Raw genomic sequence first — 15,038 nt, forward strand, 5'->3', positions numbered from 1 at the left:
CCTCGTATGGAATAACTGCTATTAAACGGTTACAATAGTAGTATAAAGTAGAAGGAGGAGTACAAATGGCAAATTTATCATTAAAACATATATATAAAGTGTACCAAGGAGATGTAACTGCAGTAAAGGACTTTAACCTAGAGATAGAGGATAAAGAATTTATAGTATTCGTAGGACCATCTGGTTGTGGTAAATCAACTACACTAAGAATGATAGCAGGACTTGAAGAAATATCTGACGGAGAACTTTGGATCGGAGATAAAGTAGTAAACGACGTTGCGCCTAAGGATAGAGATATAGCAATGGTTTTCCAAAGTTATGCTTTATATCCACATATGACAGTATTTGACAACATGGCCTTCGGACTAAAATTAAGAAAAATGCCTAAAGATGAAATAGATAAGAAAGTAAGAGAAGCGGCTAAGAGCCTTGACATAGAACATTTATTAGATAGAAAACCAAAAGCACTTTCAGGTGGACAAAGACAAAGAGTTGCATTAGGTAGAGCTATAGTAAGAGAACCTAAGGTATTCTTAATGGATGAACCTCTTTCAAACCTAGATGCTAAACTAAGAGTTCAAATGAGAACTGAAATCTCTAAGTTACACAAGAGACTTCAAACTACATTCATATATGTAACACATGACCAAACAGAAGCTATGACTATGGGTACTAGAATCGTTGTTATGAGAGATGGATTAGTTCAACAAGTAGCAAGTCCTCAAGAAGTATACGATCACCCAGCTAACATATTCGTTGCAGGATTTATAGGATCTCCTCAAATGAACTTCTTAAATGCAAAGGTTTCTGAAGAACAAGGTAAGGTATATCTTGTACTTGGTGGAGAAAAGATTCTTTTAAATGATGACCAAGCTGCTACATTAAAAAAGAACAATTATGTAGGAAAAGATGTTATAATGGGTATAAGACCAGAACATGTTGAAGATGATGCTGAGTTTATAGCTAAGAACCAACATTCTGTAATAGAAGCTAAGGTAGAAGTTACAGAATTAATGGGAGCTGAAAGCTACATTTATGTAACTAAGGGTTCAGATAGCATGACAGTAAGAGTAAATGGAAGCACTAAACTTCAAGCAGGAGATAGAGCTAAGTTCGCACTAGAAGTTGATAAAATACACGTATTTGATAAGGAAACAGAAATCACAGTTCTATAGGAGGAGTTATTATGTATAATTTCAAGGATTATCTTGCTAGATTGAGTGAAAATAGTGGTGTAGAGTTTAGACTTTCATTAGATGATAGTATAGCTTTATTTGATTCTATAAAGTCGTCTGAAATCTCACTACTAGAAAAGGAGCTTTGGCTCGGAGCGCAGAAAGCAAAGCTTACAATCAGCAAAGACTTTGAAATGTGCATACCGCTACTTAAATATTCTATAGAAACTAAGTATAGAGAAATCTTCTCTATGAGGGAACAACTTGTTATCAACATGTTGGAAGGTAAGGGTGTATCTACTGAGGCGTTATATAACGCTTTACCCTTCCTATCTAACAGATCCACCTTATTCCTTGTATCATTAAGCAAAAACAGATATGATGCTCTTAATGTAATAAAAGAGTCTTATGATGACGAAAATATAGTAAGCATGATTTATAAAGATTTTATAGTTATATTAGGAAACTTCGAAGATGAACTTGAACATGCAAATAGTATAAAAGACTCTATTCTTTCTGATATATATACTAAGTGCTACATAAGTTACAGTACATTTAACGGAGGAGCAGACGATATTAAAAATGCTTTCAATGATGCTTCTTTATATATAACCTTAAGCAAAAAGTACGACCTTAAAGAAATGGTCTATAATTCAGGAGAGATAATATTAGAAAAACTAATATACAATATAAATGATGGTATGAAAGATGAATTATTTATAAAGTTTAAAGATAAGTTTTCTAAGTTTGACTCCGAAATATTAAGTACCATAGAAGAGTTTGCAAATTGTGGACTTAATATAAGTGAAGCTGCTAAAAAGTTATATATACATAGAAATACACTTATATATAGACTAGATAAAATCTACAAAGATACTGGCTATGATATAAGGAATTTCAAACAAGCATCAATATTTATAATAGCGTTTTTTATCTGGAAGGAGAGAAGAGCTTAATGAATATAGATGTGATTATTTCAGCAGATGATATAAGACCAGAGCTTATTAAAAATAAGGTTGTGGTTGTAATAGATATGCTAAGAGCTACGTCTGTTATTACTACTGCATTGGCAAATGGAGCAGAAAAAGTAATTCCAGTACTAACTGTTGAAGAATCATTCAAAATAGCAGAAAGCCTAAACAACGAAGTTATATTAGGTGGAGAAAGAAGAGCAGTAAAGATAGATGGATTCCATATGTCTAACTCACCACTAGAATATACAAAACAAGAAGTTGAAGGCAAGACTGTAATACTATCCACTACCAATGGAACTAAAGCGATTAATAACTGTCTAGAGGCTGATAAGATATACATAGGGTGTATGTTAAATGCTAAAGCTGTTGCAGATAAGCTAATTGAGCTAGATAAAGATGTGGTTTTTGTCAATGCAGGAACCCTAGGCAAGTTTTCAATAGATGATTTTATATGTGCAGGTTACATGATAAAGTGTATATCAGAAAACAGCAATTCTATAATTAGTGATTTAGCCTTTACTGCTAAGTATGTTTATGACAACAATAATAATGTTCTTGATTACATAAAAAATGCAAGACATTATGAGGTGTTAAAGTCTTTGAATCTAGAGGCTGATATACAGTATTGCGTTAAAAAAGATTTGTTTTCCATAGTTCCAGAATACAAAGATGGCGAAATAACAATATAATAAGTTGGGAATGCATAGAGCTTAGGGCTTATAAGTGAAAACTTAGAGGTCAGGAGGCTCTTTTTTATTTATAACATATACATTAAAAACTGGACCATTACGTATAATGGTCCAGTTTAATTTATTATATAACTTGGAATATAAAGAACTTCAAGTAATAGCTTTCGTCAGAGCTCCAAAGTATTGGGTGATCTGCAGATTGAGTTCTGAATTCTACTTGTCTTAGTTGTCTTTTTGCATCTCTAGCAGCTTCTTCTATGGTCTTCTTTAGAAGCTCTTCGCTCATATAGTGAGAACAAGAGCAAGTCACGAGGAAACCGCCTTCTCTTACCATCTTTAAACCTCTAAGATTTATTTCCTTATAGCCTCTTTTTGCCCCTGATACAGTATTCTTTGACTTTGTAAATGCAGGAGGATCAAGTATAACTACATCAAACTTTCTGTTTTCCTTAGCCCATTGAGGAAGGATATCAAAAGCGTTGTGACATTCGAATTTAACTACATCAGAAAGATTGTTAAGGGCTGAGTTTCTTGTAGCAAAGTCTACGGCATGTTGAGATACATCTATACCCAATACTGATTTAGCGCCAGCGATCCCTGCGTTTAAAGCAAAGGAGCCTGTATGTGTAAAGCAGTCAAGTACTTCTGCATCCTTACAGATTCTGTGTATTGCTTTTCTGTTTTCCTTTTGATCTAAGAAGAAGCCTGTCTTTTGGCCATTTTCTAAATCAACATAATACTTTACTCCGTTTTCTGTTATTTGAACCATGGTATCAAAAGGTTCAGTCAAGAAGCCTTTCTTTTGCTCAAGACCTTCTATCTCCCTTGTAGCTATATCACTTCTTTCATAAACTCCCTTAGCTCCAAAATCTTCTTTAAGAATATTAACAATTAAGTCACGATACTTATCCATGCCTAAAGTAGATATTTGAATAACAAAGTAATCTTCAAACTTGTCTATGGTAAGTCCAGGTAGAAAGTCAGCTTCTCCAAATACAAATCTGCAGCTTGAGGTATCGATAACCTTTTCTCTATAACTCCAAGCATTTTTTAATCTCTTCTTAAAGAAGTTTTCATCTATAGCTTCGTTTATATCGTTAGTCATAAGTCTTATGGTTATTTTACTTCTGTCGTTTATATAACCTTTTCCTATAAATTCATTCTTTTCAGTATATACTTCTACTATGTCACCATTTTCATAGTCGCCATCATACTCATTTATTTCATCAATATATATCCAAGGGCGACCTGCTGATAATTTCTTGTTTGCGATCTTATGTAAATAAAATTTACTAGCCATTTTTCCACTCCTTATGTAACTATTAAGTTACAAATATTTACTGAGATATTAATATAATAATTAATATCTTATATAATCCTATAAGATTATAACACATAGACAACATTTTATTCATTCATAATTTAGTTTATATAATTTCTTTATAGTAAACCTTTAAGAACAAATTGGTTTACGATGAAAATTATGGTATTATAGAAGATGGGGTTATTTCACAAAGAAGGGCTGGGCGTAAATATAATGAAATTAAATAAGTTTAAGTTTAGTCTAGGAAAAGTCTTATTGTTTTCAACCTTAATGAATGTAATTCAGGTAGTATTAATGATTTCTTTGATAGCTTTTGACAAGGCGGATAATATCATAGGAGATAATACTGTTAAGATATACATAATAGCTTTAATGATAGCTATGAACAGTTTGATATCTGTATTTAGTTTTTACTCTATTCTTTTTAGAAAAGGGGAAAGAGGTTTAGTTGAATCAATGAGGAATCTAGAGCAGCTAAACAGAACCTTAAGGGAGCAGAGACATGATTATCTTAACCATATTCAGATAATATATGGGCTTATGGAAATAGGCGAGCATGAAGAAGCTAAAAACTATATGGAACCAGTTTATAAAGATATAATAAAGCTTAGTAAAGCCCTTAAAACTTCTGAGCCAGCAATAAACGCTCTACTTCAGGCAAAGCTTCAAATGGCGGAACAAAAGGATATAACGGTAGAAATAGAAGTTAAGACAGAATTAAAAAGACTTCCTATAAAGGCTTGGGAGCTTTGCAGAATTCTAGGAAATCTTGTTGATAACTCTATATATGCATTACAACTTAAGAGCGATAACAGATTCTTATTTATTGAGCTTACTGAGACAGTAAGTAACTACAAGTTTACTGTGATGAATAACGGTCCTAAGATATCTAAAGAAGTGATTTCGTCAATATTTAGTGAAGGCTTTACCACTAAGGGTAATGAAGGTAATGGAATGGGTTTATTTATAGTAAAAGAAATACTGAAAAACTGCGGTGGGGAGATAAATGTGGAATCAAATGATGATAGAACTACATTCTATTTTACTATACCAAAGGCTCCAGAAATACTATAGTAGATAAATCAGCAACTCAAAAGGACATTTGGGGAGTAAAAATGTATCTTATAATGAATTAATATTACTAAAACTAAAAAAGGTTGTATTATATGATTAAAAGGATGATGAAGGGAGGAGAACAAATGGATTTATTCTCGGCATTTTCTGCATTGACTATTATTCTTTTAATCATAGGTTTTATCTTAGTTGCAATTGAAATGGTAGTGCCTGGTTTTGGTGTGCCTGGTATAGCAGGCTCAATATGCCTTTTAGCTGCGGTATTTATAACTGTAAGATCCTTTGAAGAGGCACTTATAATGATTGTAGGAATACTTGCCATACTAGGAATACTGCTTGCTATAGTTTTAAATGCCTTTACAAAAGGAAAACTATTTAAACCCTTGATATTAACTGAAGAACAGCATAAGGATAAAGGGTATATAAGCTCTGTTGATTTAGATTATTTACTTCATAAGACAGGTATAACAATTACTGATCTAAGGCCGGCTGGAGCAGCAGACTTTGATGGAGTTAAGTTTGATGTAGTTGCAGACGGAGAATATATTTCTAGAAATACTAAGGTTGAAATATTTAGAGTTCAAGGATCTAAACTAGTTGTTAGAAAGTTAAAATAAATTATATTTAGGAGGATTGTCATGGGAGACGCTGTTGCTATTAGAATCATTATTAGTATCGTAATTATTGTTTTTGTAGTTGGAACCTTTTTCACATTTGTACCACTTGGATTGTGGGTATCGTCATTAGCTGCTAATGTAAGAGTTAGCGTATTTAATTTAGTAGGTATGAGACTAAGAAGAGTTGTACCAAGCAGAATAGTATTACCTCTTATAAAGGCTACTAAGGCTGGTCTTACGATAAACGTAAACCAATTAGAAGCACATTACCTTGCAGGAGGAAATGTAGATAAAGTAGTTGATGCACTTATAGCTGCTCATAGAGCTGATATAGATCTTCATTTTGAAAAAGCTGCTGCAATAGATCTTGCTGGTAGAGATGTTTTGGAAGCTGTTAAGATGAGCGTTAATCCAAAGGTTATTGAAACACCAAATGTTTCAGCTGTTGCTAAGGATGGTATAGAATTATTAGTTAAAGCTAGAGTAACTGTTAGAACTAATCTAGAAAGACTTGTTGGTGGAGCTGGTGAAGCTACAATACTTGCCAGAGTAGGTGAAGGTATAGTAACTAATGTAGGTTCTTCAGAAAGTCATAAGCTAGTACTTGAAAACCCGGATGCTATTTCACAAACCGTTTTAAATAAGGGACTTGATGCAGGAACTGCATTTGAGATATTATCCATAGATATTGCGGACGTAGATGTAGGAAGAAATATAGGCGCACACCTTCAAACTCTTCAAGCAGAAGCAGATAAGAATATAGCTCAAGCTAAAGCAGAAGAAAGAAGAGCTATGGCTGTAGCTAGAGAACAAGAAATGAGAGCTGCAGTTGTTGAAGCTGAATCAGAAGTTCCAAGAGCAATGGCTCAAGCACTTAGAGAAGGAAAGCTTGGTATAATGGATTATTATGACATGCAGAATCTTATAGCTGATACAAGAATGAGATCATCTATATCAGAAGCAGGACAAAAGAAAAAGGAAATAAAGTCAAATAACGAAGAAAAGTAATTATACTAAAGCCTTTATTTATTCCATAAGGGAGTGATAAGTGTGGACTTAAAGGATATTATATCTGATATTATGGATAATATTTCAGATAACAGCGACATTAAAGGTATAACCGATAGCTTTAAAAAATATAAGCAAATGGCGCAATATGGATCAGAAGGGTACAGACCTTATGTGCCACCTATAGTTAAACCTGAGGGTGTTGAAGCTTCAGCAGAGCCTGAAGCACAAGTCTTAAAAGGGGTATCTGAAGTTATTATAGAAGAACAGTCTATTGATAGAAATGGGGCACTTTTAGAAGGTATTGCTCAGGAAATAACGCCATTAAAGCTGCAACAGGCTATTGTTCTTTCTGAACTGATAAATAAACCAGTGTGCAAGAGAAAGAGGAATGGATTTAGAAGGGTTTAATAAAGATGTACTACTTCAATCCGAAAATATAATTTTATTATGAGGTGGTACATTTTTATAATTGCAAGTTTAAAATATAGATGCTACGGTATTATAATAATGCTTTAGCATCTATATAAATTTTCACTAAGTTAAGTTTATTAACAGCAGTTTTTAAAATATGACTATTTTTTAATGAGAGGTATACAATGAAGGTATTAATAGTAGACGATGAGAAGGGTATGAGGTTAGTAATAAGAAAAGTAGTTGAAAAGGTTCAAGGCTTTGAAGTAGTGGGAGAAGCTGGAGGTGGCGACCTCGCTATAAGTTTATTTAAAGACAAGAGACCAGAAGTAGTGTTTTTAGATGTGGAAATGCCAGATTGTAGTGGCATTGAACTAGCTAAAAAGATATCAGATATTGATCCTAAAACAATAATAATATTTGCTACTGCTCACTCTCAGTATATGTCAGATGCCTTTCAGGTTTATGCCTTTGATTATTTGGTGAAGCCCTTCAAAATGGAGAGGCTTAATCAAACTCTCGATAGAATAAAAAAGTTAAGTGAGCCTTCAGAGCATTATGGAATAGATAAGATAATAAAGCATGAAAAAGGGTTAGAAAAACTTATGATAAAAAATAAGGAAGGTATAAGTTTTATTGATTCGAAAGAAATTGTACTTGTACAAAGAGAGGAAAATAGCACTGTAATATATACTAATTCAGACAGCTTTATTACCTCAGCTACTTTAACGGAGATAGAAGAAAAGTTAGATAAGAATCAATTTTTTAGAAGTCACAAGTCTTATATAATAAATCTATCGTTAATTACTCGAATTTATCCCTATGGGAGATGGACTTATATAGTTAAACTTAAAAACACAGATAAAGATGCTTTACTAACTCATGAAAAGTACGAAGATATAAAGAAGATGTTTAGTTTATAAAAATGGTTATAGTAAGGAGTACAATATATTATGGAAGATTCAAGAGAAAGAGGCTGCCTCATAACAGGATATTTAATATTGAATTTTATAGGCGGAATACTTAGTGCACTATCCTACCCAACAACTAAATTAAGTCAAAACTTAGCCCCAGAAATTGCAAAGCAGTTTCCTTTAAGTAGTACAGCAATTATAATTTCAACTATACTAGGAGTACTTACATTAATTGTTATAATAGGAGTTTTTGCGTGGAATAAGATAGCTATGTATGCTTATGTGGTTTTGGCTATAATAAAAAATGTAGTTACCTTTGCTTCAAGTGGCTTTACAATTATGAATTTAGTATGGGCTGTTATATCAATAGGTATACCTGTACTAATAGCTTATACACTTATTAGGCGTATGTCTGAAGAGCAGATTGATGAGAATATATAAAGCCTATAATTAAGCTAAAGATATTTAAACTTGATACATTTATATAGAAAATTAATTTGTAAGTAAGGGATGTTTGAATTCTGCTAAATAAATTATAAAATTAAAAAGAGTAAAAAAAAACTTCTGAGATATACTAAAAATAAAGTCATTCTTGGGAGGTTTTTTTATATGGTATGGGATAAGATGAGAGAATTAAATCTTGATGATAAGATTGAGGAGCACTTAAAAGATGTAACACAAAGAGATTCAAATGCAGTGGAAGAGATAGTCACAGATCCAGAGCTTCTTATGAAAGTAAAAGAGTTCATTCATGCAGGTATGGACCCAAGAACAATTGGAGAATCTTTAAACCTTTCCGTAAAGCAAGTAAACATAATAAAAGATATGCTTGGAAAGATGTAATAAAGAGTTTTTACAAAATCCATAAAAGCTACTTATGAAAATAAAAGTCATGTATAAAAAGTAGAGAAATCTTCTTTTATGCATGGCTTTTGTTTAGTTAAATTGGCAAACATAAATTTTTATCATAGATGCACATCTGAATATATTAGTGGAATATATTAATACAAATATAAATATGTATTAATAAAGCTTTACAAAATAAGAAAAGGGGATTTGGAGGATGCAGAAAAGTAAATATCCTAGATTTGTTTGTAAAAGCTCCATGGAAATATTGGAGGATTATGATAATGATAGATGCTATAAGCTTACATTTCCCATAAGCAAGAAGGGAAATAAGAATATATTGGTTATAGGAAGAGCTCCTAAGCTTTGCAATGATTCTAAGTGCGACAAGTTAATACAAAGGGTTTTAAAATACGTCGACAGTAGACGAGAGGAATTTGGAGATATCTATAAAGTTAGCGTTGTAAATTTATTTACTGTTATTGAATATGAAAGAAGTAGTATAGAATACGCGCTTAATGCCAGGGGAGAATGCTTTGCCACTGGCAATGATGATTTATTCAAGTTAAATGAGGTAGCTATACGTAATGATGATATAATAAGGCATTGCATAGAAGAAGCTGACTATATAATACTTGGATGGGGTGAGGTAATAAAGGAAATAGAGACTATATACAATTTGAGAGTAGAATATATCTTAAAGACTATAAGAGAGCTTAATTCGCTTAGTGTGGAGCAAAGAAGGATGTATATAGTTGGAGATCTTACTAAAAAGGGATACCCTAGACACTGCTTTAATTGGAACTTGCAAGATCCTTTAATGGAATTTCAGTGGTAGAGTATAGTTATTGAGAGGAATTTATGTACTATAAAAGAAGAAAATTTAATTTTATAAAAACAATGTTTGTAGCAGTAATAATGGTATTGATACTAGGTGTGGTAATATCTATAGTTACAAGTTTAGCATATAAGTTTGGCAGTGAAGTTGGCAAGGTGACTGATACTTACCAAGGGATATCTATATACAATAATGGACAAGATGGCTCCATCGAACATGGAATAAGTAAAAGCAAGGATGGTTACGTTTACGGCTATAAATGGCAATGTGTAGAGTTTGTAAATAGGTTTTATCATGACAAACTTGGAATAAATATATCCGGTGGAGGAAACGCTAAAGATTACTTCGATTCAAAGATTAATAATGGCGAGTTAAATAACACGAGGATGCTTCTTCAGTTTAAAAATGGTGAAGGCGATAAACCAAAAGTGAATGATATAATCGTGTTCAATATAGGTCAGTATGGGCACTTAGGTATAGTAAGCAAAGTTGGAGACGATTATATAGAAATAGTACAACAAAATGTGCATGGTAAATCAAGGGACAATCTTTATATAACTTATAAGGATGATAAGCCTATAATAGGAGCCGGTAGAGGGGTTTTAGGCTGGTTGAGAAAAGACAGCTAAATGATAAAGTGATTTTAACTGAAAAATAATCTTATGCTAGTATTTATAGTTATTCTGACTTTCCAACAACTAATTAAGGCTGATAATTATGTTAAATATCACTGCGAGTTAAAGCTCGTAAAAAAGCACTAATGAAAATACATTAGTGCTTTTTCAATATTACGATAGGGAGATAAAAATAATTAACTAATGAACAATAAAGGGGAATTAAAGCCATTGGTTGTTTAGGTATCCGTCTATCAATTCTTGAATTTTAGGGGTACATCTTCTACCACCGCAACCGCCTGTGCGTGCGCCGGTAACTTTAGTAACTTCGTCAGGTGTACGAGCACCTTTCCTTATAGCGTCTTTTATCTTAGACCTGGGGATGGCCTTACATAAACAGACTTTCGTTAGCTTATCTAAAATTTCTTGATTTAAGTTATTTTCCATATTTAATCCTCCATACTTTAAGGATGACTATTAAAGGGGATGGAAAATCTTATTAACTATATTAAACCACTTTGCTATTTGAAAGTCAATAGTAGTTAGTAATAATTATTAGATAAAATTTTCTGTCCTCATATTGTTCTCACTATAATTATATCCATAATTGATGAGTTTTAGATATCTTGTTTATGTAATATCTAAATATTTCCTATATAGAAATTAATAATAGAGTTAGCAGAGATATACAATAGTTAAGTGTATAAGTAGAATCTATAATTTATCAAATTATAGTACGAGTAATTCTTGCATAGAGTTTTTCATATAAGGTATATTTATTACCAGTAACTGAAAGTACTAAAAGAAAAAACTGAAAAATAAATTAGGATTTATAAAGATCATAGAAAAGATTACAAGACTTAATATAAATAATCTAAATAGATACATCAACATGATAAGCACCTCTAAAATATTTAATGATTACATTTATTATATTAAAACGTATTATTTAATTTGTAAAGAGTTATTTGATAACATTTATAACAATATTAAATAGTGTTTAGTAAATGTTTTCATTTATTAAATATCTCATAAATACATAGAAATTAAGAAATGTTGACAATAACTTCAAGCTGATATATAATTTTTACATTGAAAAGTTATGATTAGGGCAAGTAATTAAGTGTAATACTATAGAGAGCGATTGGTTGGTGCAAAGTCGTGTGTTTACTTGATGAAAATCACCTAGGAGCTGGAGGCTGAAAGTGTTTTACATTAATAAGCTTATCTCGTCATCCTGCGTTAAAGGATAGAGTATGTATGTACTCGAAATCGAACTGTAGATTTATACTTAGATATAAATCCTAATTACGGTGCCTTAAGGTGGTATAACGAATATAACTTCGTCCTATGGGATGGAGTTTTTTTATTTTTAAATTGTTTAATTTTTTTACTTGAACATAAATGAAAGGGGAATAAATCATGTACAAAAAGCTAGATTCTTCAAAAAGTTTTGTTGAACTTGAAAGAGATGTAACTAAACTCTGGAGAGATAAAGAAATCATCAAAAAGAGCTTTGAATCAAATCAAGAAGGTGAATATTTCACGTTCTATGATGGCCCTCCAACTGCTAATGGTAAACCACACGTTGGACATATTATAACAAGAGTAATAAAAGATATAATCCCTAGATATAAGGTAATGAAGGGATATAAAGTTATAAGAAAAGCAGGATGGGATACTCACGGGCTTCCTGTTGAGCTTGAAATAGAGAAGAAGCTTGGTATATCAGGAAAGCAACAAATAGAAGAGCATGGTGTAGAAGAGTTCGTAAAGCTTTGTAAGGATTCTGTATTCACATATGTAAGCATGTGGGAAGACATGTCCAACAAAATTGGTTACTGGGTTGATATGGAGAAGCCTTATGTTACTTATCATAATTCTTACATAGAATCAGTATGGTGGGCATTAAAGCAAATGTGGGATAAGGATCTACTATACAAGGGTCATAAGGTAATGCCTTACTGTCCAAGATGTGGAACATCGCTTTCATCACATGAGGTTGCTCAAGGATATAAGGATGTTAAGGATAATACAGCTTTTGTAAAGTTCAAGGTAAAAGGTGAGGAGAACAAATATATAATGGCTTGGACTACTACTCCTTGGACATTACCTTCCAACGTAGGTCTTGCAATCAATAAAGCTTATGATTACGTTGAAGTTAAGCAAAATGGTGAAGTTTATATACTTGCCAAAGAGTTGGTAGGCAAAGTTCTTTCAGAGGACTATGAAATAGTAAGAGAATTTAAGGGCCAAGAACTTCTAGGCTTAGAATATGAACAATTAATGCCTTTCCATAAACCAGAAGAAAAAGCTTTCTTTGTTATACATGGAGACTTTGTAACACTTTCAGATGGTACAGGAATAGTTCATATAGCACCTGCCTATGGTGAAGATGATAATATAGTAGCTAAGAAAAATGGATTGCCATTGATAAACTTAGTAGATGCTGAAGGTAAGTTCGTTGATGAAGTTACTCCTTTTGCAGGGATATTCGTTAAGAAGGCAGATGAAAAGATATTAAATTATCTTAAAGATCAAAACTCCCTTTATAAAGCAGAGAAGCATACTCACTCTTACCCACACTGTTGGAGATGTGATACACCACTTCTTTACTATCCAAAGGCTAGCTGGTTTGTAAGAATGACATCTTTAAGAGATAAGCTATTAGAAAACAATAATAAGATAAATTGGTACCCAGATAACATAAGAACAGGAAGATTCGGTAAGTTCCTTGAAAATGTAATCGACTGGGGTATATCTAGAGACAGATATTGGGGTACACCACTTCCAATATGGGAATGTGAATGCGGACATAGAGAGCTTATAGGAAGTATAGCTGAACTTAAAGAAAAAGGTATAAATGTACCAGAAGATATAGAACTTCACAAACCATATATAGATGGTGTAAAGCTTAAATGTAGTTGTTGTGGAAAAGAGATGAAGAGAACTGCAGAGGTTATAGACTGCTGGTTTGATTCAGGTTCAATGCCATTTGCTCAACATCACTATCCATTTGAAAATAAGGAATTATTTGAAGCCAACTTCCCAGCTCAATTTATATCAGAAGCTGTAGATCAAACAAGAGGATGGTTCTATACTTTACTTGCAATATCAACTGCTATATTTGATAATAATCCTTTTGAAAATTGTATAGTTTTAGGTCACGTTCTTGATAAAAAGGGACTTAAGATGTCTAAATCAAAGGGTAACGTAGTTGCACCTGATGATGTTTTAGATACAGTAGGAGCTGATGCAACAAGATGGCATTTCTATACATCAAGTGCACCATGGCTTCCAACTAGATTCTCAAAGGATGATGTTGAAGAAACTCAAAGAAAGTTCTTAAGCACATTTTGGAATGTATATTCCTTCTACGTTTTGTATGCTGATTTAGATAATTTCGATGCTACTAAGTATAGTGAATTTAAGTCTGAGAATGTTATGGATAAGTGGATATTATCAAAGCTTAATACACTTATAAAGACAGTAGAAGAAAATTTAGAAGGTTACAGAGTAACTCAAGCGGCTTTAGCTCTTGAAGACTTTGTAGATGAACTTTCAAACTGGTATGTAAGAAGAAATAGATCTAGGTTCTGGACTACAGAATTAAATGATGACAAGATAGGTGCATATACTACTTTATATAAAGTGTTAGTTGACTTAAGTAAGATATCAGCACCATTCGTACCATTTATGAGTGAAAACATATATCAAAGTCTTGTTTTAAGCTTAGATGAGAAAGCTGAAGAAAGTGTTCATCTATGCAAGTGGCCAGTAGCTGATCTTAATGCTGTTGATAAAAAGCTAGAGGAAGAAATGGAACTTGCATATGCTATAGTTAAGCTTGGAAGAAGTGCTAGAAATGGTGCAAATATTAAGAACAGACAGCCTCTATCAGAGATGCTAGTTTCAGTTAAGTCATTACCAGAATACTATGGCGATATAGTTAAAGACGAATTGAATATAAAGCAAATATTATTTGGCGCAGATTTATCTGAGCATGTTAACTTTGAAATCAAGCCAAACCTTCCAGTGTTAGGAAAGGCATATGGTAAGATGATACCTGGAATAAGAAAAGAGATAGCTGCTAAAAACCAAATGGAATTAGCTCAAAAGATACAAAATGGAGGTACTGAGACTATAAATGTTGATGGTACTGAAATAGAATTAAATAATGAAAATCTTCTTGTAACTATGCAAGGCTTAGAAGGATTTGCTTTTGCTGGTGAAGGTGAAGTTGGTGTTGTTCTTGATACAACAATCACTGATGAGTTAAGAGAAGAAGGTCATGTAAGAGAAATCATATCAAAGATACAAAACATGAGAAAAGAAAGTGGTTTCGAAGTATCAGATAAGATAAATCTTTATGTAGCAAACAATGAATTGCTGACTGGTGTAGTTAATAAGTTCGCGGATACAATAAAGAGAGAAACTTTAACTGTAGATATATTATTCAATAGTGAAGTTGAATATACTGAATGTAATATTAATGGAGAAAAACTTGATGTAGCTGTAAAGAGAGTTTAGTATCTATAAAGGACTGCCACA

The 15,038-nt window shown here is 32.5% G+C and carries 15 protein-coding genes and 1 other annotated feature; of the genes, 13 read left to right on the top strand and 2 right to left on the bottom strand.

All coding sequences use genetic code 11. The features are described from left to right. Positions 1–65: 65 nt before the first annotated feature. The 3 genes from ugpC to GXK57_RS01235 are packed head-to-tail and all read left to right on the top strand — an operon-like array spanning position 66 to position 2,838. On the top strand, positions 66–1,175 hold the full coding sequence (ugpC, locus tag GXK57_RS01225; protein ID WP_160670237.1) for a sn-glycerol-3-phosphate ABC transporter ATP-binding protein UgpC: 1,110 nt from the start codon (positions 66–68) through the stop codon (positions 1,173–1,175). A gap of 11 nt (positions 1,176–1,186) precedes the next feature. Beyond that, positions 1,187–2,131, top strand: a complete 945-nt coding sequence (locus GXK57_RS01230) for a helix-turn-helix domain-containing protein (protein ID WP_160670240.1) — start codon at positions 1,187–1,189, stop codon at positions 2,129–2,131. Next, a complete protein-coding gene (locus GXK57_RS01235; RefSeq protein ID WP_160670243.1) occupies positions 2,131–2,838 on the top strand; it encodes a 2-phosphosulfolactate phosphatase family protein in 708 nt (235 codons plus the stop codon). The genes GXK57_RS01230 and GXK57_RS01235 overlap by 1 nt, the downstream gene beginning before the upstream one ends. Positions 2,839–2,962: 124 nt before the next feature. Here the strand turns inward: GXK57_RS01235 and GXK57_RS01240 are convergent, their stop codons facing one another. Then, entirely contained in the window at positions 2,963–4,138 is a 1,176-nt protein-coding gene (locus tag GXK57_RS01240; RefSeq protein WP_160670246.1) for a class I SAM-dependent rRNA methyltransferase, read from the bottom strand. Between the two features lie 237 nt (positions 4,139–4,375). Between GXK57_RS01240 and GXK57_RS01245 the strand changes: the two genes are divergently transcribed. From GXK57_RS01245 to GXK57_RS01285, 9 genes are all read left to right on the top strand, one after another. Beyond that, positions 4,376–5,236, top strand: a complete 861-nt coding sequence (locus tag GXK57_RS01245) for a Spo0B domain-containing protein (protein ID WP_160670249.1) — start codon at positions 4,376–4,378, stop codon at positions 5,234–5,236. A gap of 125 nt (positions 5,237–5,361) precedes the next feature. After that, complete coding sequence (locus tag GXK57_RS01250; RefSeq protein ID WP_160670252.1) at positions 5,362–5,853, top strand: NfeD family protein; 492 nt, start codon at positions 5,362–5,364, stop codon at positions 5,851–5,853. 21 nt (positions 5,854–5,874) lie between these two features. Beyond that, a complete protein-coding gene (gene floA, locus GXK57_RS01255) occupies positions 5,875–6,861 on the top strand; it encodes a flotillin-like protein FloA (protein ID WP_128211099.1) in 987 nt (328 codons plus the stop codon). Positions 6,862–6,903: 42 nt separating this feature from the next. Then, positions 6,904–7,272 carry a hypothetical protein gene (locus tag GXK57_RS01260; RefSeq protein ID WP_160670255.1) on the top strand — a complete coding sequence of 123 codons (369 nt, stop codon included), beginning with the start codon at positions 6,904–6,906 and terminating at the stop codon, positions 7,270–7,272. Positions 7,273–7,460: 188 nt separating this feature from the next. Next, positions 7,461–8,198 carry a LytTR family DNA-binding domain-containing protein gene (locus GXK57_RS01265; RefSeq protein WP_160670258.1) on the top strand — a complete coding sequence of 246 codons (738 nt, stop codon included), beginning with the start codon at positions 7,461–7,463 and terminating at the stop codon, positions 8,196–8,198. Between the two features lie 30 nt (positions 8,199–8,228). Further along, positions 8,229–8,630, top strand: coding sequence for a hypothetical protein (locus GXK57_RS01270; RefSeq protein WP_160670261.1), 402 nt, complete (start codon positions 8,229–8,231; stop codon positions 8,628–8,630). A gap of 168 nt (positions 8,631–8,798) precedes the next feature. Then, complete coding sequence (locus tag GXK57_RS01275; RefSeq protein WP_128211103.1) at positions 8,799–9,032, top strand: hypothetical protein; 234 nt, start codon at positions 8,799–8,801, stop codon at positions 9,030–9,032. Positions 9,033–9,252: 220 nt separating this feature from the next. Then, positions 9,253–9,873, top strand: a complete 621-nt coding sequence (locus tag GXK57_RS01280; protein ID WP_160670263.1) for a DUF1643 domain-containing protein — start codon at positions 9,253–9,255, stop codon at positions 9,871–9,873. Positions 9,874–9,896: 23 nt separating this feature from the next. Continuing rightward, entirely contained in the window at positions 9,897–10,502 is a 606-nt protein-coding gene (locus tag GXK57_RS01285; RefSeq protein WP_160670265.1) for a CHAP domain-containing protein, read from the top strand. A 207-nt stretch (positions 10,503–10,709) separates the two neighbouring features. Here the strand turns inward: GXK57_RS01285 and GXK57_RS01290 are convergent, their stop codons facing one another. Next, positions 10,710–10,934, bottom strand: coding sequence for a (2Fe-2S)-binding protein (locus tag GXK57_RS01290; RefSeq protein WP_128211106.1), 225 nt, complete (start codon positions 10,932–10,934; stop codon positions 10,710–10,712). A gap of 646 nt (positions 10,935–11,580) precedes the next feature. Continuing rightward, positions 11,581–11,841: a binding site (T-box leader), on the top strand. 68 nt (positions 11,842–11,909) lie between these two features. On the opposite strand from GXK57_RS01290, the gene ileS reads away from it, so the two are divergent. After that, positions 11,910–15,017, top strand: coding sequence for an isoleucine--tRNA ligase (gene ileS, locus GXK57_RS01295; RefSeq protein ID WP_160670267.1), 3,108 nt, complete (start codon positions 11,910–11,912; stop codon positions 15,015–15,017). The last annotated feature ends 21 nt before the right edge of the window (positions 15,018–15,038 follow it).

It is taken from the genome of Clostridium sp. C8-1-8 (assembly GCF_009928445.1).
GTDB lineage: Bacteria > Bacillota > Clostridia > Clostridiales > Clostridiaceae > Clostridium_AR.

Coding starts and splice junctions, on each gene's coding strand:
- ugpC (WP_160670237.1), top strand. CDS start 66: ATGGCAAATTTATCATTAAAACATATATATAAAGTGTACCAAGGAGAT.
- GXK57_RS01230 (WP_160670240.1), top strand. CDS start 1,187: ATGTATAATTTCAAGGATTATCTTGCTAGATTGAGTGAAAATAGTGGT.
- GXK57_RS01235 (WP_160670243.1), top strand. CDS start 2,131: ATGAATATAGATGTGATTATTTCAGCAGATGATATAAGACCAGAGCTT.
- GXK57_RS01240 (WP_160670246.1), bottom strand. CDS start 4,138: ATGGCTAGTAAATTTTATTTACATAAGATCGCAAACAAGAAATTATCA.
- GXK57_RS01245 (WP_160670249.1), top strand. CDS start 4,376: ATGAAATTAAATAAGTTTAAGTTTAGTCTAGGAAAAGTCTTATTGTTT.
- GXK57_RS01250 (WP_160670252.1), top strand. CDS start 5,362: ATGGATTTATTCTCGGCATTTTCTGCATTGACTATTATTCTTTTAATC.
- floA (WP_128211099.1), top strand. CDS start 5,875: ATGGGAGACGCTGTTGCTATTAGAATCATTATTAGTATCGTAATTATT.
- GXK57_RS01265 (WP_160670258.1), top strand. CDS start 7,461: ATGAAGGTATTAATAGTAGACGATGAGAAGGGTATGAGGTTAGTAATA.
- GXK57_RS01270 (WP_160670261.1), top strand. CDS start 8,229: ATGGAAGATTCAAGAGAAAGAGGCTGCCTCATAACAGGATATTTAATA.
- GXK57_RS01275 (WP_128211103.1), top strand. CDS start 8,799: ATGGTATGGGATAAGATGAGAGAATTAAATCTTGATGATAAGATTGAG.
- GXK57_RS01280 (WP_160670263.1), top strand. CDS start 9,253: ATGCAGAAAAGTAAATATCCTAGATTTGTTTGTAAAAGCTCCATGGAA.
- GXK57_RS01285 (WP_160670265.1), top strand. CDS start 9,897: ATGTACTATAAAAGAAGAAAATTTAATTTTATAAAAACAATGTTTGTA.
- GXK57_RS01290 (WP_128211106.1), bottom strand. CDS start 10,934: ATGGAAAATAACTTAAATCAAGAAATTTTAGATAAGCTAACGAAAGTC.
- ileS (WP_160670267.1), top strand. CDS start 11,910: ATGTACAAAAAGCTAGATTCTTCAAAAAGTTTTGTTGAACTTGAAAGA.